This is a genomic window from Bombilactobacillus sp. ESL1092 (assembly GCF_058107465.1).
On record NZ_CM176594.1, the window covers coordinates 587,872 to 613,394 of the forward strand.

Below are 25,523 nucleotides of genomic sequence, written 5' to 3' on the forward strand. Positions count from 1 at the left end.
TCACTTTAGATTATAATAACTGCAAATAATTTTGCATAGTAACTTAATCCAATGAGAGTGAGAATTGCACAATTGTCAAATAATGAGCCAATTTATCTTGCTAAACAAACTACTAAGGCCCGCCAAACGCAGGCCGATTTTATCAGCGCATTATTAGCTTTATTAACAGATCATTCTTTTAGCTCTTTAAGAGTCATTGATGTGGTCAACAAAGCCGGTTATGCCCGCCGGACTTTTTACCATTATTTTCAATCTTTAGAAGATGTTTTAATGACCTATTTGAATCAGCTAACTTGTACCTTATTCAGTCAATTAGCCCAAGAAGATCACCAACAATTTACTGAGATTGTTTTTTACTTTTTTAACTTTTGGCAACAACATCGCCAAATTTTGTTACTCTTACAAAAAAATAAATTACTTCATTTGTTAGAACGTTCTTGGTTAGATAATTTACAACAGAGTGCCTTAGCTAACCTTCCCACGGACAACGCCAGTTATTTACAAAATTTTGCCATTGGGGGTATGTTTGCGATGTTAATTAATTGGTTAAACCGCGGTGCTACCAAGTCGCCCACTGAAATGGTGCAAATTGCCTTAGATATTAAACAACATCTGACTTAATAATCAAAAAAGCAATGTCATCAAAAATAACTGATTACATTGCCTTTTCTATTCAACAGATTAACAAATTTTATTCCCACTCAATCGTTGCTGGTGGCTTAGAAGTAATGTCATACACGACGCGGTTAACGTGGGCGACTTCGTTCGTAATGCGCGTAGAAATTTTGGCTAACACGGCCCACGGAATTTGGGCAAAGTCGGCTGTCATGCCATCAATGGAAGTTACTGCGCGAATACCAACAGTATAATCATATGTGCGCCCATCACCCATCACACCAACACTGCGCATACCTGGTAACACGGTAAAGTATTGCCAGATCGATTCCTGCAAGCCCGCTTTTTTAATTTCATCGCGTAAAATCCAATCACTGTCCCGCACAATTTGGAGTTTATCCGCTGTGACTTCTCCCAAAACTCGAATTCCCAGTCCGGGGCCGGGAAACGGTTGCCGCCAAACTAAATCGTGGGGCATCTCTAATCTTTCGCCGAGTTCACGCACTTCATCTTTAAATAACGTCCGCAAGGGCTCAATCAAGGTAAATTGCAAATCCTCAGGTAAACCACCGACATTATGGTGGGACTTAATTGTTTGCGCCGTATTAGTGCCACTTTCAATTACATCAGTATACAAAGTACCTTGCGCTAAGAAATCAATGCCATCTAACTTACGTGCTTCATCATTAAAAACTTGAATAAATTCATTACCAATAATTTTCCGTTTTTGCTCTGGATCAGTAACACCTTTTAATTTGTCCATAAACCGTTGTTGGGCATCAACCTTAATAATATTCAGACCGAACTTACCCTCTAAGCTCGCCATTACTTCCTGCGCTTCACCTTTGCGTAACAAACCATGATCGACAAAGATACTAGTTAATTGTGAACCAATGGCCTTATGTAGCAGGACACCAGTCACTGAAGAATCAACGCCGCCAGACAAGCCTAATAAAACTCGGCGCTTACCCACTGTGGCACGAATTTTAGCAATTTGTTCAGTGATAAAATCTTGCATGCTCCAATTAGCCGTAGCTTGGCAAATTTGAAATGTGAAGTTGCGTAAAATATCCAAGCCATACTCACTATTACGCACTTCCGGATGAAACTGGACACCATAAAATTGACGTTGGGTATCAGCAACTACGGCAAACGGGGTACTATCGCTCACGGCTACTGCCGTAAACTCTGCCGGGATTTGGGTCACCCGATCGCCATGGCTCATCCAAACAAATTGCTGTTGGGGCAAGTCAGCAAATAATAAATTCGTGGTATCTGAAACTTCAATTTGCGCCCGACCATATTCTGGTTTGCCTGCGGCTTGCACTTGCCCCCCCAAATCATGCATCATCAATTGCATACCGTAACAAATTCCCAAAATAGGAATCCCTAATTGCCAAATTTGCGGATCAATCGTTAAAGCATCATGATCATAAACGCTATTGGGACCCCCAGATAAGATAATACCTTGCGGTTGTTTTGCCTGGATTTCCTGCGCACTGATGGTGTGTGGTAATAACTCGGAATAAACTCCCATATCACGAATCCGCCGGGTAATTAATTGATTGTATTGACTACCGTAATCTAAAACTAAAATACTATCAACTTGCTTCGACTCTGTCATGCAATCACGTCTCCCTTTTTTAAATCAAAATCACGCGTAAAATAGCTACAAAAATTCCTAATAACAAACTAATCTGAAAATTTTGTGTCGCTAAATAAACCACGGCTAATAAACAACCAATTGCACAGTAAATAAAGAAATTAATAAAATGAAAGACTTCCATGTTCAGTAGTCCATACAAAATACCACTAATAATAATGCCTAATAAAGCATTGGTTAAAGTATTTTCTCGAAAGAAATAATTAAAGAAAAAGCCCGTGACAACAAATTGTTGTTCCACAGCCACTATAAAAGCAGAGGCCAACAAGTCAAACCAAAAAACTAACAGTCCCCGATCCAGATAGTCCGAGGAGACCCTTAATGATGGTAACCGCCCTTGCGCTTTTAAATAACTAATCAGGAATAAGAAAATACCAATAATGAGCGCTATAAAAGTCACAAAGCCAAAAAACAACCCCAATCCTTCGAATAAGTTGGGGGCTGACCCTTCAAACGATAGCTGCTCATGGCGATAGCGCCCGACCATCATTAACAAAAAAAATGCTGAAACAATCAAAAAAAGCACGGCATAAGCCCAACGGATCGACTTACTACCAATACTTAATTGTTCCAAATGCTGCGAAATTACAACCATTATTAACCAGATGACATACCAAATTCCACGTAAAGTTGGTGATTTTAAAACATTCATATTATTCTCCATTTGTAACAGTTATCCTTAGCGAATTATACCATTATCAAAGTCGCGACTACAACTTAATTATCAAAGTCAAAAGTTTTGTGACTCATCATAGGACTAAACGTGAAAAACTGCTATAATGTGATTGTTAACAAATAAAATGAAAGTGTGGTTAGAACAACAATGTTTAATAAAAAATTAACTGTTGCTGTGGCAGGTTTTGCATTCTTATTAGCAGGCTGCTCAAATTCAAATAATAGCGCAGATAATAAGCCCTTTAGCGCACACAATACTACGGGCACTAAAGTTTTTAAACAAGAAATTACAGGTAATTCCAACAAAGGTAGCAAAGTTTATTACCAAGTTGCAGATAATCCTAAGCAAAGTGTGACTGTCAAAAACGATAAGTATACGATCTCTTTACCAGCAGCAACTAAAAAGCGTCAAGTGAAAGTTAGTCAAAGCAAAGCTTTGAAAAAGCCAATTAAAGTAACGGTGCAAAAGCCGAAGAAAATTTTATCCTTGCAAGATTTTGCTAATAACTTTAATAATTCAAAGCAACTGCAAGCTAAGATGGCTGCTAAATTGCCAAAATTAAATCAACCAATGGAGCTTTTATTTAGTCCAACAACGACTTATAAAATGCTCAGTGATGGAACGAACCTCTATCGGGTTGCTTTAACTTTCAACGATTATAAGAGTAATGAAGTCAAAGCTAACGTCAATGCTTTTGCCAGTGGGTTGAAGATCAAACGGGCTGACTTGAATAACCTCGTTAAAAAAGCTAAAAGTAATAAAGGACAACAACAAAATCAGAAGTTGAATCATTACCAAGTAACCGCCGTTGTTCAAGGTAAGAAGTTAAGTATCGGTGTACTTAAATAATTAGTTAAATTGATGCCGTTTAAAAAAGATTGTGACCAAGTTTGAAACAACTTTGGTTGCAATCTTTTTTGTATAATCCAGCCCCACTCAACTAAGTTGGGAGTTGCATCTTTTAAATACAAAAATAGGATGAGATCAAAAATCTCATCCTATTACATAATAAGCCATCTATCGGGTTTGAACCGACGACCTCCACCTTACCACGGTGGCGCTCTACCTACTGAGCTAAGATGGCAATTGAGCACTTATTTATATTAGCAAACAATTACCTATTTGCCAAGCCCAATTTGTATTTATCGCAAATTTATTTTTATCTCCGTGTCCTTAATTCTGTTCACCCAAAGTCGTCCGTAATTTTACAATCGAATCCCATGGTCCCGTCAAAATTAAGTGATCATTTTGCTGCAACAACGTTTCGCCATGTGGAATTAACGGCTTGCCGTTGCGAATAATGCGACTGACCACCACATCTTTCGGCAATTGCGCCACTGTTGTTCCAGCAAAATTAGGGTTAACCAATTTAAATTCAAAGATACGTGAATGCTTCGAAGTAATTAACGGTAAAATTCGTGAAGATTCAATGGCTGAACGCAAAACGCCTGCACCCACATCAAAGGTATTGAAGAACTCAACATTAGCTTGCGTCAATTCTTGGGCCATCGTGCCAGATTTATCAGGATCTGGATTATCTAATCGAACCAAGACTCGCGGGACACCATATTTTTTAGCCGCTAACGCTAATTGAAAATTAATATTTGAATGAATGTGTGAAATCACCAAAATATCAGTATCAAAAATGCCTGCGGCAATTAATTTGGAAACATCTAAGTCTGGCAGTAAAGTAATGTCATAACTAGCTTTAAATGTGTCATAACTATCCTGATGGTTGGTATAAAGCGCCACTTCATACCATTCTTTCGGTAATTGCTGAGCGGCGGCTACTGCCAACGCAGTTGTGCCAATAATATGCACATTCGTCTTCGTCACTTTTTGTTCTTGCGGTTGGTAATATTTCTTAAACAATAACGGTCCCAGTAAACAAGTGATAATTGCCGCCAAAGTAAAAGCGCCACTTTGCTGACTAGTTAAAGCGTGAATATCTTGCGCAATGGCTACGCCGGAAATCACTAGGGTCATCGTCGTTTCCACTAACCACGTTCCCGCGATCGCGTTCGACTTAGAAAATAGACGTTTGAAGCTCCAATAAGCTGGTAATTTAGCTACTAAGAAGGCCACTAATAATAGTGGAATCAAAATTAAAGTCTTTTTCGAACTTAATAATGTTATCAAATTCAGCTTAACTCCCGTTAAGATAAAGAAAAAGGGAATTAAAAAGCCGTAGCCAATGGCATTCAACTTCACTTCCGTTGCCTTCTGTGGCTCCAAAAGTTTGATCACAATTCCTGCTAAAAAGGCCCCCAAGATATTTTCGGCCCCTACCGACATAGCGAGCACTACCAAAATAATAATTACCAAAAAGGCAAAGCGCATATCTAGTTGTGTCGTCGATTTATTGAGCTTAATGACACTTTTAAAGAAATTCCGAAAACGTGCTAACAAAAAGGCTGCTGCTAGAAAAACTAAGGACAATAACCACAAAGTCGTACCATGGCCACCTTTAATGGCTGAGAAAATCGTCAACCCCATTAAGGGAATAATTTCTCCTAAGACACCAAACAATAATAATGTTTGACCATAAGTATTACCCAATAAATTATTTTCCTTTAAAATTCCAATCATGACGCCTAGAGAAACTGTCGCAAATAAGATTGATGATAAGAAAACGTCCTTAAACAAGCCACCCACGGCAAATAAAATTCCTAAAACAATACAAGCAACTAACGTTGAGCCATAAGCGATGGCTGCCGTTTTTAATGGTGAGACATTGTCTGCTGTTTGGGCCCGCTTAATTTCTAAAGTGGTGGTCGGTTCCGGTTTTTTAAATAATGAAAAATCAATTTCCATCCCGCTTAAAAACAACAACATGATGGTTCCCAAAGTAGCGAGCGTATCTAAAACGGAATTAATGTGAATCACATTCAAACAACTTTTGCCTAAAATCACCCCAACAATAATTTCCGCAATGTTAGACGGTATCAAAGAAACTTTGAACCGCGCCAAAATCGTTGGTGTCAAAAAAGCCGCCAACGCCACAATAACTAATGAAAGATCCATGCTAATAACTACCCCTCTGTTGACTAATATGTAGTACCATCAATGATTTGCTGAAACAGCAAAATTGACAGCATTAATTATACTATGAATTGTCAACTGTCGGTAGTCTCATTAACAATTTAAAAAGCTTCCACGATTTCTAATATACCAGCGACAAAGAAATAAGTTGCCGCCAACGCCACGATCAATATGGCAGCTAACATTGGACGAAATAATAAGCTGACGCCCGCAACGATACTCAAAATTGCCAGCCCAATAATTAGCCAATGATAACTTTTGCCCATAGTATGGTATAAAGGCGCAATACTAATTTCTGCCAGACCATCAACAATAAACCAAATGGCAAAAATATAAATTAAAGTAGAAACTGCCAATGGTAAATTGAATAAGAAGATAATGCCCAAAATGATATCTACAATGGCTGCAAAAATTAACCACCCCGTCTGCCGTTTTGTTACTTTCCTCAAGCGATAGCTTAACCATAATTGATAAACGCCACGCACGAACGCAAAAATACCAACTACGACAATGATGGACAATAAGCCGGTCAGAGGATGGCTCATAATCAAGTAGCCAACATACAAAGAAAATATTCCAATAATTAGACTAAAGAAATCAAACTTCCGGGTCTTCATCAACTATTCGCCTCGATTTTTAAAATTAAATTGCACGTTTTTTACGAACACTTTATAATGAGCATAGTATCCTAAATTATAGGGGGTAGCAAGAATTTGTCACCCAGTCAAGAAAATTATTTAAAAAACATTTTTGAATTACAGCAAAGCGCACAAAAAGTTACGAATAAGCGCTTGGCAGCCATGATGAATGTTAGTGCCCCATCCGTTACTGAAATGCTCTTGACCCTCAGTCAAAATGGTTTTATCGAGCACACGCCATATAATTCCATTGCCTTAACTGCCAAAGGTCAAGCTTTAGCAGAAAAGTTAGTCCAGAAACATCGACTTTGGGAAGTCTTTTTAGCTGACAAATTACACTATCCATTAGTGGAAGTTCATCCGGAGGCCGATGCTTTAGAACATGCGACTGATGCCCAAATGACGGCTGCTTTAAATCGTTATTTGAACTTTCCACAAAAGTGTCCACACGGCGGTATCATTCCGGGCAATGGTCAAGGCGAAACCGATGCCGATGATCTCATTTTAAGTCAGGTGAAACCTAATCTGCCCGTCAAAATCGTGCGGATTTTTGATAATCGCGACTTTTTGGCACATTTTGCTAGCTTAGGCTTAAAATTAAACCAAGTTATTACCGTTACGGAACACTCCAGCTTTGATCATTCAGTTTTAATCATTACTGATGAGCAACAAAAGATTTCTTTAAGTCAAAAATTAGCTAATTACATTTTTGTCGAACCAGTTAATGAAGCATGAGTAAGGTTGCTTACCAATTAAGTATTTCTTCAAATTACAATGAACACAAAAAAAACAATACCAGTTCAGACTAATGGTCCTTTCTGGTATTGTTTTTTTGTTACTTATTATTCAGCTAAAATTGAGCTTTCATGCGAACAGCCAAAATATCTTGATAAAAGGCGGCATAACTAGCTGCTTTATAAGGTGCTACATATAAGTTAGTCAACCCGAAAGTTAAACCATTCAGTATATCCCAGCCTAAAAAGCTCAGATCCAACATAAATAACCGCCATTTATTGCCCCGCATCATTTGCCAACTAAACCAAAGAGTTTTCAAAGTCTGGGTCCAAGATAATTTTTGAACTTGAGAAAGATCTTTCAGGATAAAGTAAACCATACGTAAACCATAACTAAAATAAAGCCCGAAAATCCATAATAGTTGCAAGCCTAATTCAAAAATGCCATAGCAAATCAACCATAAAAACAAAACGCGAAAGAAATACACTCCCGAAAAGACTTGTAAACTTTGCGATACGCCGCCTTTATAATTCAGACCACGCGTCCAATTTAAAGCTGCGAACTGAGTGCCAATCGCTACTAAAGCGTAAGCTAATTGTGCTTCAAGGCTATACCATAATAATTTAGGGCTGGCACTAACGAACTGCTGCACAACACGATATAATTGCTGTGAATCTAACCCACTAGGTAATTGATTAGTTATTTTTACGGCTAAACAAAAAATTAAATAAATAATCAACATTAATACTAGAGTCGGTACTAATCCCAAATACAACCAACTGCGCGGATGTTTCGCTAAATTGAGACGGGCTTGACGCTTAATTTCATAAATATTTTGGGGAAGTCGCAATCTTTTTTACCTATTCTTTCTAACTACCCTTGGATGCGAACCAAAGTGTACTTCTTTTTACCTTTACGAATAATCACAAATCGCCCATCAAACGCCTGGGTTGGATCTAATTCATAGTTAACGTCTTGTTGACGTTGACCATTAACATAAATTGCTCCGTTTTGAATATCTTCACGAGCTTGACGTCTTGAAGGTTCAATTTGGGTTTGATCAACCAAAAATTCCACCAAGTTACTAATTTGACCAGTAACACTCACTGATGGCACCGAGCTAAAACCTTGTTCAATTTCTTGCGCAGATAAAGCAAGTAAATCTCCACTAAACAAGGCAGCTGAAATTTTTTCTGCTTCATCAACAGCCGCTTGACCGTGCACAAAGCGGGTAACTTCTTGAGCTAATACGCGTTGGGCTTCCCGTTTTTCCGGAGCTGAATGCATTTGTTGTTCTAATTGCGAAATTTGGTCTTGATCTAAGAAAGTAAAGTACTTCAAGTACTTAATCACATCTCGATCATCAGTGTTAAACCAAAATTGGTAAAATTCGTACGGGCTAGTTTTCTTCGGATCTAACCAGACTGCGCCCCCTTCCGTTTTACCAAATTTAGTCCCATCGGCTTTCAGTAAGAGCGGAATAGTTAAGCCAAAGACTTGCGTATCATTGCCTTCAACTCGGTGAATCAAATCAATGCCCGCGGTAATATTGCCCCATTGATCACCACCACCAATTTGCAAGCGAACTTGATGTTGGCGATAAAGCGTTAAGAAGTCAATCGCCTGTAAAATTTGATAAGTAAATTCAGTATAAGAAATCCCTACTTGTAAGCGCGAAGAGACAATCTCTTTATTCAACATTGTATTGACATTAAATAATTTGCCGTAATCTCGTAAAAAGGTGAGTAAATCAATTTTTGACAACCAATCATAGTTGTTAACAATTTCAAAGTTATCAGTTCCAAATAAAGCCACCATCTGCTTAGTTAAAGCCGCTTGGTTCTTTTGCACTTGCTCCATGGTTTGTAGAACACGTTCAGATTTTTTACCCGACGGATCGCCAATTGAACCCGTTGCTCCGCCAATAACGATCACTGGTTTATGACCTAATAATTGAAATCTCTTTAAAATCATAAAAGTTACTAAATGACCCACATGTAACGAATCACCGGTCGGATCAACCCCACAATATAGTGCAATCTGATGATCTTGAACATAAGACTTTAAACCTTCTGCATCAGTTTGTTGATTAATGGCACCGCGCCAAGTTAATTCATCAATAATATTTTTAGTCACGAACCTCACTCCTTTAGCAAGTATTTATCTTTCATTATAGCTAATTTTAACTAGAAAATTGACCCTAATTTTTTACTTTTGTGTTAGCTGATTCTTTAGCATGGTACAAATCTTTCTCAATTGTAAAACGCGGTCGTTGTTTTACTTCTTGAAAAATTTTCCCCACATATTCACCAATCACACTAATGCAGATCAGTTGCACACCACCTAACGCCCAGATTGAAATCATTAACGACGACCAGCCAGATACTACGGCGCCCCGTATTTTCTGCACAATAGTATACAGTAATAATAACAAGGCTACTAGCACAATAAAAAAGCCTAGACCCATGATTAATTTAATCGGCGCAATTGAAAAGGAAGTAATGCCATCAATAGCTAACTTCAACATTTTACTTAACGGATACTTGGATTCCCCTGCGACACGCGCTGCCCGTCGGTAATAGACTTTAGCACTCTGAAAACCGACTAATGGTACCAATCCCCGTAAAAACAAATTGCGTTCGGGATAATCTAATAGTACTTGAACAGCTCGTTGGCTCATTAATCGAAAATCTGCCGCATCCGGAATCATTTTAACTCCTAAAACACTCATCACTCGATAAAATAGTTCGGCCGTTGAACGTTTAAACGCACTATCAGTAGCGCGATTATTGCGTACACCATAAACTACTTCGTAGCCTTGATGATACTTGCCTACCATTTCAATGATGGCTTGGGGGTCATCTTGTAAATCCGAATCAATCGACACTACCATAGCGGAATCATGCACCACAGTACTTAAGCCAGCTAGTAGCGCACCTTGGTGCCCAAAATTACGGCTGAGTTTAACTCCGGTCACGTTTTGATCAGCATTACTATATTGTTCAATTAACGACCAAGTTTGGTCTTTACTGCCATCATCTACCAAAACGATTTGACTATCAGTCGCGATTTGATGTTGAACAATCAGCTTTTGTAAGACTTGTTTTAAAACCGGAATGGATTGCGGCAAAACCGCCTGTTCATTAAAACAGGGCACCACAATACTTAATTTATTTGTGCTCACTGACCGCACCTCGACTCTTTTATCCCCATCCAAAACTGATTAACACCCACACTGGCAATGATCGCTAATATCGGCACGAACTCTAAGCGATAACGCCCTTGCACTTCGATGATTAGTTGCGCGCAAACGTAGGCAAATAACACCAGTAATAAGAGATTAAACTTTGAATTACTGGACTGCTTCAACCACAATACCACAGCTCCCAGCAACACTAATCCCATCTCAATCACACTAATCCCGTAAGCAATAATCGTTACCCACCAAGTATGTCGTGGCGTATGATTTTGGTCAAAAAGGGAAAAAGACAGCGTGTTAGACGGATTAGACCATAGAACAAAAAATTTCTTTACAAATAATTTCAGCCAGAGGTGATGCTTGTTCAAATAACGAATATGCTGCTGGGTGACATTTTTTTCTTTGTGTAACATCACTTGCCGGCTATCATGTAAATTAAACTGGTGCCGTACTTCATTTGAGTAAGCGCCAGCGGTCGGATAATTTAAGCCCATGACAAATTTCCATTCACTATCTCGATTACTTAATCCGTACGCGTTTAAACCAGATAATTTAATGGCAGAGCCCAAACTAGCCAGTAGCAAAAAATAAACTGCGACTAAACCCAATAGCTGAGCTATTGAAGATTTCCAGTTGCTTGGTACTGTCCACAACCGATAAATAAGCCAAAATACGATAATTCCAGCCACAAAAACGATCCCTAAGGGCCGTAAGACATTGCCGAGTGCTAAGCAAATTCCCGCTGCTAACCAGTGAAACGGTCTAGCATCAATTAGCAGAATAAAGGTCAACAAGAAAAAGATTAACGCCAAATATTGGCTGGTCACCCGATTGTTCAGTGCCCACCATTCCAGATTAATCCCAATAAAAAATACACTAAGGCGACTAATTGTTACTTGGTGGAATAACTTTTGTGCCAACACATAAGTTAGAGCTAGCACCACAACTTGTTGTACGACCGTGAACCATTGAAACAGTCGCAAATTAACACCAAATAGTTTAATAAAACCCATTACGTAAACTAAAAAACCGGTTTGATAAGCCCACTTAGAAAAATAACTGTTATCAGTATGATAAATCGGGTGTCCGTGAACTGCTTGAGCGCCCAATTGCCAAAATTTATGATAGTCACTAAATTGTTTAGTTGGTGTTTGATAAATCCAAGCTAAAAAAAGCCCCGCAAAAATAATTAATAAAAGTGTGACCACCACTAAATTGTTAATTGGTTGATCGGGAATTTTGACTAATAACCAGGTGCAAACTGTGATTAAGCCTAGTAGCAAACACCAACTCACTACCAATAGCCACCGATCTGTACCTACCTGTTCTTTTAACAGCGTCCAACTATTTAAAATGGCTCCGACAACCATCAAGCCACCAAAGCCAATTAAAACCAATTTTAAAACTTTAGTCATCCATGATTGGAAAGTTGCACCCATCAAGCAATAGAACCTTCCTTTTTCTTCAAGTAATCAGCTAAACGCGTGACCGTCGTTTTAATTTTTTCCATGCTGGCAGCATAACTAATCCGCAAATAACCAGCACCTCCTAAACCGAAGAAACTGCCTGGTAATAAAGCCAACTTTTCTTGTGCAATTAACTCTTGCGCCACTAGGACGTCATCTTGCGGCAAACTGGCTGGCAATTTAATAAACAGGTAAAAAGCTCCCTGCGGTTTAGAAGTTTGAAAACCTAACTGTGTTAAATGTTGATACAAGTAATCCCGCCGTTTTTGATATTCCACTTTCATCGCTTTTGTATCATCTTGACCAGCTGTCAAGGCCGCAATGGCCGCATCCTGACTAACTTCTGGAATGGAAGTGGTAACTAATTCATGCACATGTAACAAATGAGCCATAATTTTTTGGGGACCACAAACATAACCCACGCGCCAACCAGTCATCGCATGCGATTTAGATAAACCGTTCATTAAAATTGTTTGCTCCGGTAAAAACTTCGCTAAACTAACGTGTTGAACATCATAAGATAGTTCACTATAAATTTCGTCACTCAAAACAAAAATTTCAAATTGCCGTAACACATCAGCTAACGCTTGTAGCTGCTGTTGATCATAGGTTACCCCTGTCGGGTTATTCGGATAATTCAAAATAATAGCCTTAGCTTTCGGATGTTGTTGTAACAACGTTAATAAAACTTGAGGATCAATCCGAAAATCAGTTTGTGAAGTATCTAAATAAACTGGTTTTGCTTGGTTTAATAAGATATCCGGTTCATAAATAGTAAAACAAGGTGTCGGTAAAATTACTTCATCACCAGGATTTAATATTGCTGTTAAAGTGGTATAAACACTTTCCGTCACACCAATTGTAGTGACAATTTGTGTTTTGGGATCATATTGTAGATCATATTTGGTCTTTAAAAAGTCCGCAATTGCCTGTGTTAATTCAGGTTTGCCTTCCGGAATTGTATAGTGCATCTTATCATTTAAAATTGCTTGACTAGCCGTTTCACGAATATGCTGGGGCGTAATAAAATCTGGTTCCCCGACTGTCATATTCACAATGCCTGGTGTTTGATTAGCTTGAGCATTAAACAAAAAAATATCTTGTGGTTTTAACTGCAATGCAGCTGTACTCATTTTGGATTCTAAATCACTCATGTCAATCTTCCCTTCTTGGATTACCTAGAACAATCAGTTGTCTTTTGAAATTCTTTACCATCAGACTCTGCTTGCTAACTTATTAGCAAACTCTGTAAGCTTTTATTATACAGCTAAACCCGTTTTTGAACCAATAACTCTCAAATTACCGTTTGCAAAAACGTTAATACCCACTGATTAAACTGCGACGCTTCTTCTAAATGCGGTAAGTGCCCCGAATTTTGAAAAATCTGGGCATAACCTTTGGGAGCTAACTGCAAGCATAAGTCGACATAACCGGGGTGCCAAATCGGCGAATGCACACTACCTAAAAATAATTGCGGTAACAAACAGGTAGCAATCACATCGCGCCAATCTTGCAACAAGTGATTAGTTAATAAGGGCACATTTAATTCTGGATCAAATGGATGCGCCTGCTGTTGTGCTTTCAATGCTTGCCAAATTGGTGTTGGTACTTGTTGATAAGTCATTTTCGTTTGTAAAATGCGCTGTTGCTGTTGCCGCACAGTTTCCCAAGTTAGATCTAAAGCTCCGTATTGCCAATGCGGCGTATTCAAAGCTTTAGGGGATTCATCCACATCAACTAACGCTTTTATGCGCTGCGTTCCAAACAAACTAACATAACACCACATCACGGCTGCGCCCATGGAATGACTAATTAAAACTGCATTATGTAAGTCCAAGGCCGCAAATAATTCCGCCAAATCGGCGGCCAAGCGAGCAATTCGTAAATTATGCCGCGTCCGTTGTGATTGACCGTGATTGCGTTGATCAATCGTCACTACTTGATAGTGTTGTTGCACAAAAAAATCGACTTCTTGTTGCCATTCTAACTGCGTTCCAGAATAACCCGCAACAAAGACTAAGACTGGTCCCTGCCCACGGACTTGATAATTTAACTGGATTCCGTCACTTGTTGTCAGCCACATCCTAAGCATCTCCTAAAATGTTCAGCATTAAAATTAACTAATTTTAAACTACACTTTTTTGGAAGGGGGTTCAAGTCCCAAATAGCAGACTACACCACCGGATGAACAAAAGCTGAGCACTATAATTTTCACCACTAAAATAAGACTGCAACAAGCCGAAATGGTTCATTTTTGAACACTAACTTTGCTTGCTTCAGTCTTATACTTTTACTAAAAATTATTGACCAAAATATGCCCAATAGCACTGATCAACTGCTAATTTTAATTGCTCTAAGCTATGCTTTTGCTCGCGACAACATTGTTGAGCTGGTTGCGAACAAATTAAGCACTGTCGTTGTCTACGACCAACATCGGTCCGTGATAAACACTTGTCTGAACCATACGGCCAAATATCAATTTTAAATAAACAGCCTAAAGTAAATTGATCTTCAAAGCGAACCATTCGCCGTTTAATTAGCACTGAGCTTTCTGACAAAATCAAAAAAGCTTCTGGCCCTGTCAGTCGATGTAAATAGTTCTCAAAATAAATTATAGGCAGTTGTTCTTTGGAACAAATTAATTCTAGTTCTTTTAAACCTGCAATAAAAACTCTACGTAAAGCTTCATTATTCTTGACATTGCCAGGAATTATCAACCGAATTGTTAAAAGTACATCCATACGGTAATTTTTTGTCAGAGTTGCTTGTTGTTGAGTACGCCAAATTTGATTCTGCTTCATGGCAGCTAATGTAATCGGCGTCCCGTGGTCAAGTATTGTCATCGTCTACTACACCTTATCAATTATCTGAAATTACAGATATGCTTTAATTTACTCGCGCTAAGTTTAACATAATGTTCATAAGACACAAGTTATTTTAATGATTAATTTGGAAGATTAAAAGTCTCAGAGCTTATCAAAACTCTAATTAATTGCCGAAACTCTCACTTCTCATCATGTCCTAATTTTAGCACGCAAAAATTAGTGGTATAGACAACTACACTAACATTTTGCAGTTAGTTTATTCAGTCGGCTTAGTTGTAAAATGGTGCTGTAATTTGCTAAAAATGTGGTGATCAGCCCAGCCAATGACAAAACCTTGGCAAAACAGTGAGAACAAAGTTCCAATGCCCACGGACTGCAATTGCCCTGAACGTACCCAGCAATAAATCATAATTAATACTGGAATAATATAACTAACAATTTGCCCCCACGCAGCATTTCCGTGAAAAAAATGAAACCGTAATAAAAAACTAAATTCATCATTAGGATGTAACATCACATTCACACGTTGATACACGGACACTGCCGTGGCAATTAAGCAAACACCTAAAATATCGAGAATTAAGCGCCAAATTAATGGTAGTTGGGGAACTTTCAATAAAGTAAACCAATGATTACTAAATTGCACGAGATAACTAAAGCACAGTGCAAACAACATATTACTGATAAACATGGTCAAATCTAATTTTTGACTAATCAGAGTGTTTAAGCACTGAACTAGCAATGCATAAACCAACAAAATTGTACCTAAGCTCCAAGAAATTTGACCTTCGAGATTAACCGCTGAGGCCGTCCAAACAGCACTACCTAAATGAGTAGCAACTGTTAAGCCATTGGCCAGTGAATTTAAAATAATGGAAAAGCCCAAATAAAAAATCATTTCGGAACTTTTGAGACGTCTTCTAGTTCCATCAGCTAATTCAATCATATGATTACATTTTCATCCGTTTCAATAAGGTTCGTTCCAATGCTACATAAATTAACGGTACTATGATAAAAGTCGCAAGCGAATTAATCAAAGTCGCTGGCAAACTAACAAACGCATTAATCATCGCCACGTGTAATTGCGTTCCAACCATTAACCCTTCAATAATTCCCGTACACCAAGAAGTTAACAACTTAATAGCCCCCGCGGCAAACGATACTACATACAATTTACTGATCCGCTTGTCAGTTACATAATGTACTCGTTTAAAGACCCAGGAAGTGACAAAGGCTAAAATCAAAGCTTCCAAAATGGTTAACCACGACGTTGCCGCATAACCATTGAGAATATCAAATAGTCCCAGACCAATCATCGAAGCTAACGCACCTGCTCGAAAGCCTAGCAACATGACTGAAATAACCGCAAAAGTATTGCCAAAATGAATAAAGGGCCGCCCCGTTGGTGCTGGCAAATAAATTCGAAACAGACTAATTCCAATAAAAATAATTGCGGCACACAAACCGGTAAAAATCGTTTTCCGTAATGTTTTTGATGTCATTTTCTCATCCTCAATTGTTCTAAATCGGCCGCGATTGTCGCTACTTGGACATCACTTTGCTCTATTGGTGTTAATGTTACTGCCTTCGTCGTTAATCGTGTTGCTGTTTGCACTGCTGCTAACCAATCCATTTGCTGTAGTAAACAACCAGCCAAAATACTGGTAAATAAATCACCACTACCGCTCACAGAATGATGAGCTTTCGGATACGCTAAATATTGTAATTTTCCTGCCACGAGATAAGCGCAGCCAATCTTGTCCTGCTTAGCGACACCGGTAATCACTACTTGATTGCCTTTAATTTGTTGTGTTAATTGCTTCAGTGCTTGAACTAATTGGTCTGGAGTCGTAATTGTGGTATTTAATAACAGCTGCGCTTCTGTGAAATTCGGGGTCAAAACATCAGCGAATGGTAATAACTGGCGTTGCGCTTTCACATAATCATGATTCAATAAACCATACAATTGACCATGATCAGCCATCGCAGGATCGAGCACGACTAACGGCAAGTGATGCCTTGCTAAATATTTTTGCCAAATAGTAACTAATTGCTTCGTACCCAAATAACCAAGTGCCAAACCACTAAACGCGACTTGATCCCAATAAGTTAGCACTTGCTGGAGCCATTGACTCACATCTAATTTAGGCGCCTGCACGTCATGTCCTGGATGCGTTGCCAAAATGTTAACTGGTAAACTGACACTAGGTATTCCCAAATTTTGCAAGACAGTGGTCGCTACCTGCAAAGACATACTGCCCCAACTGGACCAATCTTCAGCTACTAAGAAGTGCTGATCTGGTCTACTTATTGGCACGTTTGACATAACTTCCGTCTTGCGTATTAATTTCCAGTTTTTCACCAACATTAATAAAATCAGGAACGGCGACCACCAAACCTGTATTCATTGTTGCCGGCTTATTCGAACCCGCTGCCGTAGCCCCTTTAATTAAAGGTTGCGTGTCCGTCACCGTCAATACAACAGTTGTTGGTAAACTAATTCCAACCACCTCAGAACCATAAAAATCAATTTTTACTTCCATATTTTCCATTAAAAATTTCATTTCCTGGGAAATAATTGCCAAAGGAACTTCATATTGATCATATGTTTCCAAATCCATAAACACCGCTACATCATCTTGCGTGTATAAGTATTGTGCCGCTTTTGTATCAATAACTGCTTGCTCCAATTTAACATCTGGATGCATGGTTGTGTCGACAATTGAACCACTGCGCAAATCCTTAAGCTTCAAGCGCATTACAGTATTGCCCTTACCTGGCTTATGATGATCAGCCTTCATTACCTTGATTAATTTGCCATCTTGAATAAATGTCATCCCAGCACGTAAACTTACTGCTTCAATCATAATGTCTCTCCTCCAAATCCTTAATTACCTATCATTGTAGCAGATCTAGCCAAATAGTTAAGTCTAGAACCATTAATTACGCATGATTCTTTTTGTAAACTATATAAGTGGAGACTAAAGTTGAATACTAACTACGTGCGACGCTCAAGTAAGAATTTTTACTTTAATGAGATAAATAAAACTTCTAACTTTTGGAACACTATAAAGAAAAAACAAATTTTCAAAAATGCCGAAAATAAGAACCTTAGTAAATTTGAAAATTAACAAAAGCAATTTATAATGTGTAAGTATAAAGATTAGGTGTATCCATACCATAGTTGGACTTGAAAAGTAGAGATAAAATAGGGCTCTACTTTTTTATAGGAGAAAAGTAAATATGGATTTATACACAGTTTCTGATATCCATATTAATTATGCTCATCAATTAGCACCAAAAGTTTCAATTCAAAATACATATCAAAATCATCGTGATTATTGCGGAATCGTTTTTCAAAATGGCAAATTCAATTATTTCGCACCATTATCCAGTTACAACCCACAGAAAGAACAACGGATGAAAACACGATCTCGGGTCATTATTAAAATATTTGAAAAGAACAATATCAATAATCGCCTAGGTTACATCTTATTAAATAACATGTTACCAGTACCAACAACTGAATTAAGTTTAGTGAATATTGATTTAAACAATCACAATCGAAAGGACAGAATGTTACTTAATCAATATCTTTACATTTCTGATCCAATGGTTAGCAAACGCATTCTTAAAAAGTCACAAACCGTCTATCGTAAAAGGTATCTGTAAAAAGACACTTACTACTGCAACTTATGTAATGATTTTCAATTATTGGAACACGCACTTACGCAATTTGAAACTAATTAAATTTTGTAAACAAAAAAGACTGAAACAACGAAAATTGTTTGTCAGTCTTTTTTTCTAATATAGGTCTTTCTAGCCTAATTTAGTCTTGCTAATGATATTTAATTGATCATCCAAATCATAAACTACAGGTTGACCAGTAGCCATTTCAACATCCATGATGTCTTCATCAGAAATGTCTTCAATATACTTAGTCAAAGCCCGCAAAGAGTTACCATGAGCAGCAATGATCACATTCTTGTTGTCTAACAACTTCGGCGCAATCTTATCTTGCCAGAATGGAATAACCCGTTCCAAAGTAACCTTTAAGTTTTCGCCACCAGGAATAGCCCGTGGATCTAAGTCAGCATAACGCCGATCTTGTGCTGCAGAACCTTCATCACTGGCATCCAATAATGGTGGTAAAGTATCGTAAGAACGCCGCCAAATATGGACTTGTTCATCACCATATTTATCAGCTGTTTCTTGCTTGTTTAATCCTTGTAAAGCACCATAATGACGTTCATTCAAACGCCAAGATTTTTCTTCCGGAATCCATAATTGACCGGCTTCTTCCAATGCATAGTGCAAAGTCTTAATAGCCCGTGTCAAGACAGAAGTATAAGCTTGATCAAACTCAATGCCTTCAGCCTTCAATAACCGACCCGCATTTTTAGCTTGTTCAACGCCTTCTTCACTTAAATCCACATCAACCCAGCCAGTGAATTGATTTGATAAGTTCCATTGGCTTTGGCCATGACGAATAAATACTAATTTTGCCATAATCGCAATACCCCTTTTATTAGGTTTACATTCTCACAAGATATTATATGTTTTCAGTAAACTAGTGTCAATAAGACCACTTGACCAAAAACCGCAACCGCGTGTGCTGTAAGCCAAGTATCAACAAGTAACAAAGCACAGCTGCAATAACGACTAAGCCATAACGTAACGTTGTACTATGAATTTGATAATACAAAAAATTGTAACCAATTTTCATTAATAAGTAATGACTAAAATACATCACCGTACTTAAATTGCGCCACCATTTAGCATGTGGCAAATGGAGCGGTATTTTTAAAGTTATCATAAATAACACGGGAGCTAACAATAAGTAGCTCACTAATTGATCACTGTGACCATGTCCTTGTAAGACAAAATGTAACTCACAGTAAGCTATGATAAGCGCGGCAACCAACGTCGTGCCCAAGATTTTCCAACTTGGCAAAGTCGTTAAATGGACAATAAATTGGCCCAAATAAACATAAATCGGACCAACAAATAGTGTGCAGGCGATTAAAATACCGGTGTTCACAGGTACATAGGCACTAAAGAACACAATCGTCAAAAAAATAATTAAGGCAGTGCTAAAACTCAATTTAGGTCTTTTACGTCCCCACCAATAAACAAACCAAACTCCAAATAAGAGTGCATTTAAATACCAGCCTACTAACATGGTCCAAGGACCCACCAGTAACCATTGACCACAAGTATATAAAAAACGTGGCAAATTCCAACCATATATGCGAAAGCTATCCCACGCATCACGCCCAATATAATACCCGTATAAGATTAACCAAAAAATATACAACTTACCAATCCGCACCGTATAATTTTTTAAAGCTGGCAAACGATCATGATGGACATTAATATGACGCGCCAATAAAAAACTTGCAGCAATAAAAAATAATGGCACAGCCATCCGAACTGTCAAAGTAAAAAAATGACTGTGACTCAAGCGGTCTAAAACATCAACAAAGCCTGTATGAATACTAACTACTGCTAAAGCAGCTAAGATTTTCATTGCATCCAGACTATCAATTTGCTGCTTGCGCATTAATCAAAAGATCCTTTCCTAACTTATTTAACAAAATAGATATCACTTTATATTTTAGCATGGATTGCAACAGCAAAAAAAAGCTGGCGACTTTCGAATTAATGACCAACTAATGCTGCTTCATTAATCGCCCTGTCTCAGCTTTTATAAATTATAATTTAGTATTCTTACTGTTCATCATCCGCATTCACAATGGAAACATTAACTTGCCCTTGCGTCAATTCACTTAAACGTTTTTGATCATCAGCCGATTTAACTAAAATTCCAGCACTCAAGCGTTCCGTCAATGGCAATAACTGTGAAACTTCAGTTTGTTGCTGTTTAAAATCATCAATATAAGGCATTACTTGATAATTAGCATCCGGATATTCTAGCAGAATCATGCAAACCGGTGAGCTCAGGGGAACAATAATCGTCGTCTTATCATTTAAGACCTTATTGACCAGCCACCAAGCTGCAAAATCTTGCTCCGTTTCAAAAGCTTGGACTAAAGAATTATTATGATTGAAGACCTGAACCCGCGGTTGGGATTCTTGATAATTCAAAATCACCGCCAACGTGCCATCTAAACGATAAAAATTCTTACGCAACAATTGATCTTTCGCCCGACTATCAAAAAACTCTGTTACCAGATTAATTCCTGCTTCATTTAAATAGTCTAAGCTTAACAATTGACCGTTATAGTAGTGGTAGATATTAGCTGGTTGCCCGTCTTCATCCTTGACCACCTTCATCACTAAACTATCTCGCTCATAAATGCGATCAATATTTTGTTGCGAGTCCGTTTCTACACGTGCATGAGGGCTAATTTCAATGCCCATCCCAGAACGCTTCACATTGGCTTTGGCGTCTGCTTCAGTTTGAAAATATTGGTACAAGTTTAATAATTGTGATTCGGGATTAACAACCCCTGCGTCCAGGTTATCTTGCCAATTGGCCGCTAATTCTTCATCAAAGTTTAATGTCACTAAATTAGGCAACACATGAAATGAATCTAAATAAAAATTCAAATTAGCTAAATCATCAGTACTTTCATCATCCGGTTGGGCCAAACGTTCTTCTAAAACTAAATACTGTTGTCCTTTTTCAAACATAACCTCACCAGAAATAGCATCGGTTCCAAACCAGCGTTTCAAAGAATCATTAATTTGTTGAATTTGTTGCAAGTCGTAATTAACATTTTGAGCATATGGGTCGTCACTCTCTTGCTTTCTTTGAAGCGTTTGATGATAAAAAGTCCGACTGCTCAGTAATTGCCCCTTCAATACGTGCTTCAATTCTTGTTGTTCAGACTTGAGATTGGTTAATTGTTCTTCAGTTTGACGCCACTGATCCCAACCGGTATTCTTCGAAGCCGTTTTTTCAGTGACTTCATTAACTGTCACATTGGGCTTATTAAAATTACTGGAGTGATATAAATTGGTATCATTATTCTGAGGCGCAGGATTTTGCACGGGATATTCAGCAACATCTTGAAAATAACCCGAATTATTGGCGTTAGCCGCGTTTTGATCATTGGCCGGCGGATTTTGAACTGGCATCTGCTGAGTCGGTTGGCCCATGGAAGCATTCGGGTCCTGGACGGGCATTTGTTGTGTTTGCTGATTCAACGCCGCGTTGGGATCTTGCACTGGCATCTGCTGCGTTTGTTGATTCAAAGCTACGTTATTCGGGTTTTGGACCGGCATTTGTTGTGTTTGCTGACTAGCACCACCATAATTGTTATTATTCATCGCCTGATTCGGCATCATATTCGGATTAGGTTGTTGATTATTAGCCATTTGTTGTTCTTGCGGCTGATTAGAATCCGATTGTTTATTAGAATGTTGCTTATTAAATAATGACATATAAAATACCTCACTCTATTACCAACTAATATCAGTTTAACATAAAAGTAATATACAGAACACTAACTTTCATCAGACTTTAATTGTTTTAACTTTTAGTAAATCCAAAAAGAAAGTAAAAATTGGAATACCCACAATTAACCCCCAAGTACCCCACATTTTTTGGGCAATGAGTAACACTACGAAGGTCACAAAAATCGGCAAGTTGGTGCGACTAGACATTAACTTGGGATTTAAGACATAGGTTTCTAGCGTATGAATTAATAAAACAGCAATCCAGATATAAATCATTGGTTGCCAACCGCCCACAGAATAAGCCACGATTGACAATGGAACCAAGGAGATAATTACACCCGCTACCGGAATCATGGACAACACAAAAATCATGACTGCTAAACTCGGAATACCTGGAAACTTCAAAATAATCATGACAATACTCGTTAAAATTGTATTGACAACCGCAATCACCAACTGGGCTTCTAAAACTACGCCAAAGGTGTTCACAAATTTTTGGGCAAAATAATTAATATCTTGAAAGAACCATGCCAAGTGTCCCTTTTGAAAAGAACGCCCAAAATCATTCATTTTATCAGCATCAAAACTATAAAAATAACTCAATAAAAAGGATAAAACGATTGTAACACCTAAAGCCCCGACACTAGTCAAATATTTCACTACTTGAGCAACACCTTTTTTGAGCTGATCATCTAATTTTAAACTTTTCAGACTATCGACGATGTAAGCCAAGACCGAATTATTTTGCACTTGATTACTATTATAAAAACTAAATAATTTTTTGGATAATTGCACCGTGGAATTAATGATATTAGGAATATAGTGCGTTGCAAACAGATAAATCACCCCGATAATAATTAAGTACAACGGAGTGACAATCCAAAACGGCGACCAGTGCAGGCGTTTTTGCACCCACCGGACAAAATTAATGGACAAAAAAGTAAAAATAAACGTTAACAAGACGATACTCATGATCCCTCGCATTAACCAAATAACAAAAATGCATAACAACAACACCACACTCCGGCGCAGTTGCTGATTTTGTAAAAACTCTCGATATAATTTCATGTGGTCACCTCATTAATTCCACGTAATATTCGCAATTGGTAATTTTAATTTTAGATTCTTAAACCCCGTCCACGTAGTGGTCGTGGAATCACTATCGGGTTGTTGTAATAGATATAAACGCTGTTGATAAACACCAAAAACCAAGAATTGACCAGCGGGGGTATTCACGGTGTGTTTACTTTTTTGATCTTGCAAAATAGCCGGTTCTAATAACGCCACGTATTGGCGAGTTGGTTGTTGATGACCTTGACGATCAATTCCGGTAAAGCTTTTAGCATCTTGTGTAATGCTAAATTTGCCCGCCAAATTAATACCAATTCCCGCTAACGTATTATCATGTTGACTAGCATTAACTGCAACATATTGCCTTAAATCTGCATTCGAGGTAACTGGCGCTTTCTTTAAATCTTGATAATGCTGATACAACCTATCGTACTGCTGCTTTAAAGTGGGGCCTGCTTTGGCGTTTTCATAGAGCTGAACACCGTCAGTCGTGGACTGCTTTTGATCAGTCCATGCTGCTAAGTCTTGATTATAAAGCATTAGCCCCTGATCCGTTTTTTCAATGCGGTACTTGGCCAATTTAATATTTTGACCATATCTCTTGGAATTAGTCGTCAAATTAAACGACTTAATCGCCGGATTTTCAGGATTTTGCCCCGCTGTAAAGTATTTGACACTTAAAACATTAGCCGGCTTAAAATATAATTTACCATATAAACTTGTTAAAATTCCAGAAATTGTCTGTTGCTCTAACATCACTGGATTATCTTGGTTAGGATTTTTCACGCTTTGCTTGGCGTGAACATATAAAGTATTCGTAAAATGCCCTTTGGTATCAATACTTAAATGCCCGTAAACTCGACTCATGCCTAACAAGGCGCGATAATTATACTCGCCCGCAATTGATTGATTATTTAATTGGCTACTTGCATTTTTCAAAGACGGAGTCACCAAATGCTTTAATAAAGTTGGCCCTAATTGATCTGATTGCTTCGTCGTTAACTGTGCTTGACGCTGTTGCTTTTGATACTGGCGATACTTCTTATTTTTAGCGTGATTAACTTTTGTAATCTGACCCAACTTCCACTTTTCACCCTGATAAGTCACGTCAAAGCCGGTTAGTGTGTAACCAGCTTTTTGTTCATGGTAGGCTTTTTTAACAGCTAAAATCATTTTCGGATGAGTCGTATTAATCGTGATTTCTTGACCATCTTGATTGAGCTGATAGGAAGGATTCGCAAACTTAGCATTCAACACGCTTGAGCCATGGCGATCGCCCAATAAGCTAACATGTTGCACCCCTACTGTCTGATTGCGATAAAAACGCAAACGTTGCACATTTTGATTGGGCTTTTGGTATAAATACCAAGCTGTTTTCGATTGCGTAATTTGTTGATTAACTGCCTGCTTGTGACACCCAACTAACAGCAGTCCCAACAAACTGCAAATCATTAGCAATCTTGTTCCCAAAATTCGCTGTTTCTTCATTAAATAATCCCCTCATTATTTGACCAATGAATTGCGCTTTAATGCATATGTAGATAACAAGCTTCATTATAGCAAAATATGAAAAGTAGGGATAATTAATATTCGAAATTTAATAATAGAAAAGTAATCTCAAACTCATCAATACGATCCTTTGACATGAAATCTATTTCCAACTATGTTATTATTTGTATGTAAGAAAAGGTCAGTGCTGTAACACTAACCTTTCCGTAAAGTTACCAAAGCGGTGACTATTCAAAATTTTAAATCTACTTTAAATAGCTATCTAGCTTGGCGTGGCTAAGGACAGCTATTTTTTTGATTCATGCATGATCATCCAAAAGAAACTTGAAGAAACTTGCCACGTCAATAATCGTATTGATTATTTGGCAAAGATCGTGGACGTTAAAATGAAACAATTTGCTATTCCTTTCTTTAGGATCTGGGGTTACAGTTTTTACACCATAAGCACCACTCCCTTTCGGAATAGCCACTGCCTTAGCATTTAACTTTACTTATTAAGTATACCATCAAAAGTGGCTAAATCCTTGATTCACAAGGATCTAGCCACTTTATTGTATCTCTTAAATTAATTTGATAAACTATTTTGAACCAACAAACAATTACTATGGTGAAAACTAAAAACACTGCTATTATGACTCGAACCAGAATTTTAAAAATCT

At 38.0% G+C, this 25,523-nt stretch carries 24 protein-coding genes and 1 tRNA gene; 4 read left to right on the top strand and 21 right to left on the bottom strand.

Annotation, left to right across the window (positions count from 1 at the left end):
- The first annotated feature begins 51 nt into the window (after positions 1 to 51).
- Positions 52 to 621 (top strand): TetR/AcrR family transcriptional regulator, encoded by a 570-nt coding sequence (locus AC3B6Y_RS02820; RefSeq protein ID WP_489791302.1) that lies wholly within the window; start codon positions 52 to 54, stop codon positions 619 to 621.
- Positions 622 to 691: 70 nt separating this feature from the next.
- Here the strand turns inward: AC3B6Y_RS02820 and guaA are convergent, their stop codons facing one another.
- Together guaA and AC3B6Y_RS02830 are read right to left on the bottom strand one after the other, a co-directional pair.
- Complete coding sequence (gene guaA / locus AC3B6Y_RS02825) at positions 692 to 2,239, bottom strand: glutamine-hydrolyzing GMP synthase (RefSeq protein WP_489791303.1); 1,548 nt, start codon at positions 2,237 to 2,239, stop codon at positions 692 to 694.
- A 19-nt stretch (positions 2,240 to 2,258) separates the two neighbouring features.
- Positions 2,259 to 2,930 carry a hypothetical protein gene (locus tag AC3B6Y_RS02830; RefSeq protein ID WP_489769520.1) on the bottom strand — a complete coding sequence of 224 codons (672 nt, stop codon included), beginning with the start codon at positions 2,928 to 2,930 and terminating at the stop codon, positions 2,259 to 2,261.
- A 171-nt stretch (positions 2,931 to 3,101) separates the two neighbouring features.
- On the opposite strand from AC3B6Y_RS02830, the gene AC3B6Y_RS02835 reads away from it, so the two are divergent.
- Positions 3,102 to 3,803: a hypothetical protein gene (locus tag AC3B6Y_RS02835; protein WP_489769519.1), complete on the top strand. Its 702-nt coding sequence runs from the start codon at positions 3,102 to 3,104 to the stop codon at positions 3,801 to 3,803.
- A gap of 162 nt (positions 3,804 to 3,965) precedes the next feature.
- Here the strand turns inward: AC3B6Y_RS02835 and AC3B6Y_RS02840 are convergent.
- The 3 genes from AC3B6Y_RS02840 to AC3B6Y_RS02850 all read right to left on the bottom strand — a co-directional run bounded on the left by AC3B6Y_RS02840 (position 3,966) and on the right by AC3B6Y_RS02850 (position 6,613).
- Positions 3,966 to 4,038: transfer RNA gene (locus AC3B6Y_RS02840), tRNA-Thr, on the bottom strand.
- Between the two features lie 89 nt (positions 4,039 to 4,127).
- Positions 4,128 to 5,978 carry a cation:proton antiporter domain-containing protein gene (locus AC3B6Y_RS02845; RefSeq protein ID WP_489791304.1) on the bottom strand — a complete coding sequence of 617 codons (1,851 nt, stop codon included), beginning with the start codon at positions 5,976 to 5,978 and terminating at the stop codon, positions 4,128 to 4,130.
- A gap of 119 nt (positions 5,979 to 6,097) precedes the next feature.
- Complete coding sequence (locus AC3B6Y_RS02850; protein WP_489769517.1) at positions 6,098 to 6,613, bottom strand: HdeD family acid-resistance protein; 516 nt, start codon at positions 6,611 to 6,613, stop codon at positions 6,098 to 6,100.
- A 96-nt stretch (positions 6,614 to 6,709) separates the two neighbouring features.
- Between AC3B6Y_RS02850 and AC3B6Y_RS02855 the strand changes: the two genes are divergently transcribed.
- On the top strand, positions 6,710 to 7,369 hold the full coding sequence (locus tag AC3B6Y_RS02855; RefSeq protein WP_489791305.1) for a metal-dependent transcriptional regulator: 660 nt from the start codon (positions 6,710 to 6,712) through the stop codon (positions 7,367 to 7,369).
- Between the two features lie 115 nt (positions 7,370 to 7,484).
- Here the strand turns inward: AC3B6Y_RS02855 and AC3B6Y_RS02860 are convergent, their stop codons facing one another.
- The 11 genes from AC3B6Y_RS02860 to efp form a co-directional block, all read right to left on the bottom strand.
- Positions 7,485 to 8,219 carry a DUF975 family protein gene (locus tag AC3B6Y_RS02860; RefSeq protein WP_489791306.1) on the bottom strand — a complete coding sequence of 245 codons (735 nt, stop codon included), beginning with the start codon at positions 8,217 to 8,219 and terminating at the stop codon, positions 7,485 to 7,487.
- A gap of 23 nt (positions 8,220 to 8,242) precedes the next feature.
- Positions 8,243 to 9,505: a tyrosine--tRNA ligase gene (tyrS, locus tag AC3B6Y_RS02865; protein ID WP_489758124.1), complete on the bottom strand. Its 1,263-nt coding sequence runs from the start codon at positions 9,503 to 9,505 to the stop codon at positions 8,243 to 8,245.
- A 64-nt stretch (positions 9,506 to 9,569) separates the two neighbouring features.
- Entirely contained in the window at positions 9,570 to 10,553 is a 984-nt protein-coding gene (locus tag AC3B6Y_RS02870; protein WP_489791307.1) for a glycosyltransferase family 2 protein, read from the bottom strand.
- Positions 10,550 to 12,007 carry a hypothetical protein gene (locus AC3B6Y_RS02875; RefSeq protein ID WP_489791308.1) on the bottom strand — a complete coding sequence of 486 codons (1,458 nt, stop codon included), beginning with the start codon at positions 12,005 to 12,007 and terminating at the stop codon, positions 10,550 to 10,552. Before AC3B6Y_RS02875 ends, AC3B6Y_RS02870 begins: the two co-directional genes overlap by 4 nt.
- On the bottom strand, positions 12,007 to 13,188 hold the full coding sequence (locus tag AC3B6Y_RS02880) for an aminotransferase class I/II-fold pyridoxal phosphate-dependent enzyme (protein WP_489758121.1): 1,182 nt from the start codon (positions 13,186 to 13,188) through the stop codon (positions 12,007 to 12,009). Before AC3B6Y_RS02880 ends, AC3B6Y_RS02875 begins: the two co-directional genes overlap by 1 nt.
- A gap of 140 nt (positions 13,189 to 13,328) precedes the next feature.
- A complete protein-coding gene (locus tag AC3B6Y_RS02885) occupies positions 13,329 to 14,117 on the bottom strand; it encodes an alpha/beta fold hydrolase (RefSeq protein WP_489791309.1) in 789 nt (262 codons plus the stop codon).
- Between the two features lie 217 nt (positions 14,118 to 14,334).
- Positions 14,335 to 14,877 carry a citrate lyase holo-[acyl-carrier protein] synthase gene (gene citX, locus AC3B6Y_RS02890; RefSeq protein WP_489769513.1) on the bottom strand — a complete coding sequence of 181 codons (543 nt, stop codon included), beginning with the start codon at positions 14,875 to 14,877 and terminating at the stop codon, positions 14,335 to 14,337.
- Positions 14,878 to 15,115: 238 nt separating this feature from the next.
- On the bottom strand, positions 15,116 to 15,805 hold the full coding sequence (locus AC3B6Y_RS02895; RefSeq protein ID WP_489791310.1) for a DUF6198 family protein: 690 nt from the start codon (positions 15,803 to 15,805) through the stop codon (positions 15,116 to 15,118).
- A gap of 4 nt (positions 15,806 to 15,809) precedes the next feature.
- Positions 15,810 to 16,361, bottom strand: a complete 552-nt coding sequence (locus AC3B6Y_RS02900) for an ECF transporter S component (protein ID WP_489791311.1) — start codon at positions 16,359 to 16,361, stop codon at positions 15,810 to 15,812.
- A complete protein-coding gene (locus AC3B6Y_RS02905; RefSeq protein WP_489791312.1) occupies positions 16,358 to 17,176 on the bottom strand; it encodes a PfkB family carbohydrate kinase in 819 nt (272 codons plus the stop codon). The genes AC3B6Y_RS02900 and AC3B6Y_RS02905 overlap by 4 nt, the downstream gene beginning before the upstream one ends.
- Positions 17,163 to 17,726, bottom strand: a complete 564-nt coding sequence (efp, locus tag AC3B6Y_RS02910) for an elongation factor P (protein ID WP_489758115.1) — start codon at positions 17,724 to 17,726, stop codon at positions 17,163 to 17,165. Before efp ends, AC3B6Y_RS02905 begins: the two co-directional genes overlap by 14 nt.
- Positions 17,727 to 18,102: 376 nt before the next feature.
- On the opposite strand from efp, the gene AC3B6Y_RS02915 reads away from it, so the two are divergent.
- On the top strand, positions 18,103 to 18,531 hold the full coding sequence (locus tag AC3B6Y_RS02915) for a type III toxin-antitoxin system ToxN/AbiQ family toxin (RefSeq protein WP_489791314.1): 429 nt from the start codon (positions 18,103 to 18,105) through the stop codon (positions 18,529 to 18,531).
- A gap of 147 nt (positions 18,532 to 18,678) precedes the next feature.
- Here the strand turns inward: AC3B6Y_RS02915 and AC3B6Y_RS02920 are convergent, their stop codons facing one another.
- From AC3B6Y_RS02920 to AC3B6Y_RS02940, 5 genes are all read right to left on the bottom strand, one after another.
- Positions 18,679 to 19,368: a 2,3-diphosphoglycerate-dependent phosphoglycerate mutase gene (locus AC3B6Y_RS02920; RefSeq protein ID WP_489758111.1), complete on the bottom strand. Its 690-nt coding sequence runs from the start codon at positions 19,366 to 19,368 to the stop codon at positions 18,679 to 18,681.
- A gap of 67 nt (positions 19,369 to 19,435) precedes the next feature.
- A complete protein-coding gene (locus tag AC3B6Y_RS02925) occupies positions 19,436 to 20,422 on the bottom strand; it encodes an acyltransferase family protein (protein ID WP_489791316.1) in 987 nt (328 codons plus the stop codon).
- Positions 20,423 to 20,589: 167 nt separating this feature from the next.
- Positions 20,590 to 22,269, bottom strand: coding sequence for a hypothetical protein (locus tag AC3B6Y_RS02930; RefSeq protein ID WP_489791317.1), 1,680 nt, complete (start codon positions 22,267 to 22,269; stop codon positions 20,590 to 20,592).
- A 72-nt stretch (positions 22,270 to 22,341) separates the two neighbouring features.
- Complete coding sequence (locus AC3B6Y_RS02935; protein ID WP_489758108.1) at positions 22,342 to 23,352, bottom strand: AI-2E family transporter; 1,011 nt, start codon at positions 23,350 to 23,352, stop codon at positions 22,342 to 22,344.
- Between the two features lie 12 nt (positions 23,353 to 23,364).
- Positions 23,365 to 24,843, bottom strand: coding sequence for a hypothetical protein (locus AC3B6Y_RS02940; RefSeq protein WP_489791318.1), 1,479 nt, complete (start codon positions 24,841 to 24,843; stop codon positions 23,365 to 23,367).
- Positions 24,844 to 25,523: the final 680 nt, after the last annotated feature.

Bases quoted from the DNA above. Each gene is read 5' to 3' on its own strand.
- AC3B6Y_RS02875 (WP_489791308.1), bottom strand. From the start codon at position 12,007: ATGGGTGCAACTTTCCAATCATGGATGACTAAAGTTTTAAAATTGGTT.
- AC3B6Y_RS02925 (WP_489791316.1), bottom strand. From the start codon at position 20,422: ATGCGCAAGCAGCAAATTGATAGTCTGGATGCAATGAAAATCTTAGCT.
- AC3B6Y_RS02835 (WP_489769519.1), top strand. From the start codon at position 3,102: ATGTTTAATAAAAAATTAACTGTTGCTGTGGCAGGTTTTGCATTCTTA.
- guaA (WP_489791303.1), bottom strand. From the start codon at position 2,239: ATGACAGAGTCGAAGCAAGTTGATAGTATTTTAGTTTTAGATTACGGT.
- AC3B6Y_RS02900 (WP_489791311.1), bottom strand. From the start codon at position 16,361: ATGACATCAAAAACATTACGGAAAACGATTTTTACCGGTTTGTGTGCC.
- AC3B6Y_RS02920 (WP_489758111.1), bottom strand. From the start codon at position 19,368: ATGGCAAAATTAGTATTTATTCGTCATGGCCAAAGCCAATGGAACTTA.
- citX (WP_489769513.1), bottom strand. From the start codon at position 14,877: ATGACAATACTTGACCACGGGACGCCGATTACATTAGCTGCCATGAAG.
- AC3B6Y_RS02895 (WP_489791310.1), bottom strand. From the start codon at position 15,805: ATGATTGAATTAGCTGATGGAACTAGAAGACGTCTCAAAAGTTCCGAA.
- AC3B6Y_RS02820 (WP_489791302.1), top strand. From the start codon at position 52: ATGAGAGTGAGAATTGCACAATTGTCAAATAATGAGCCAATTTATCTT.
- AC3B6Y_RS02850 (WP_489769517.1), bottom strand. From the start codon at position 6,613: ATGAAGACCCGGAAGTTTGATTTCTTTAGTCTAATTATTGGAATATTT.
- efp (WP_489758115.1), bottom strand. From the start codon at position 17,726: ATGATTGAAGCAGTAAGTTTACGTGCTGGGATGACATTTATTCAAGAT.
- AC3B6Y_RS02845 (WP_489791304.1), bottom strand. From the start codon at position 5,978: ATGGATCTTTCATTAGTTATTGTGGCGTTGGCGGCTTTTTTGACACCA.
- AC3B6Y_RS02935 (WP_489758108.1), bottom strand. From the start codon at position 23,352: ATGAAATTATATCGAGAGTTTTTACAAAATCAGCAACTGCGCCGGAGT.
- AC3B6Y_RS02940 (WP_489791318.1), bottom strand. From the start codon at position 24,843: ATGAAGAAACAGCGAATTTTGGGAACAAGATTGCTAATGATTTGCAGT.
- AC3B6Y_RS02915 (WP_489791314.1), top strand. From the start codon at position 18,103: ATGGATTTATACACAGTTTCTGATATCCATATTAATTATGCTCATCAA.
- AC3B6Y_RS02880 (WP_489758121.1), bottom strand. From the start codon at position 13,188: ATGAGTGATTTAGAATCCAAAATGAGTACAGCTGCATTGCAGTTAAAA.
- AC3B6Y_RS02885 (WP_489791309.1), bottom strand. From the start codon at position 14,117: ATGTGGCTGACAACAAGTGACGGAATCCAGTTAAATTATCAAGTCCGT.
- AC3B6Y_RS02830 (WP_489769520.1), bottom strand. From the start codon at position 2,930: ATGAATGTTTTAAAATCACCAACTTTACGTGGAATTTGGTATGTCATC.
- AC3B6Y_RS02930 (WP_489791317.1), bottom strand. From the start codon at position 22,269: ATGTCATTATTTAATAAGCAACATTCTAATAAACAATCGGATTCTAAT.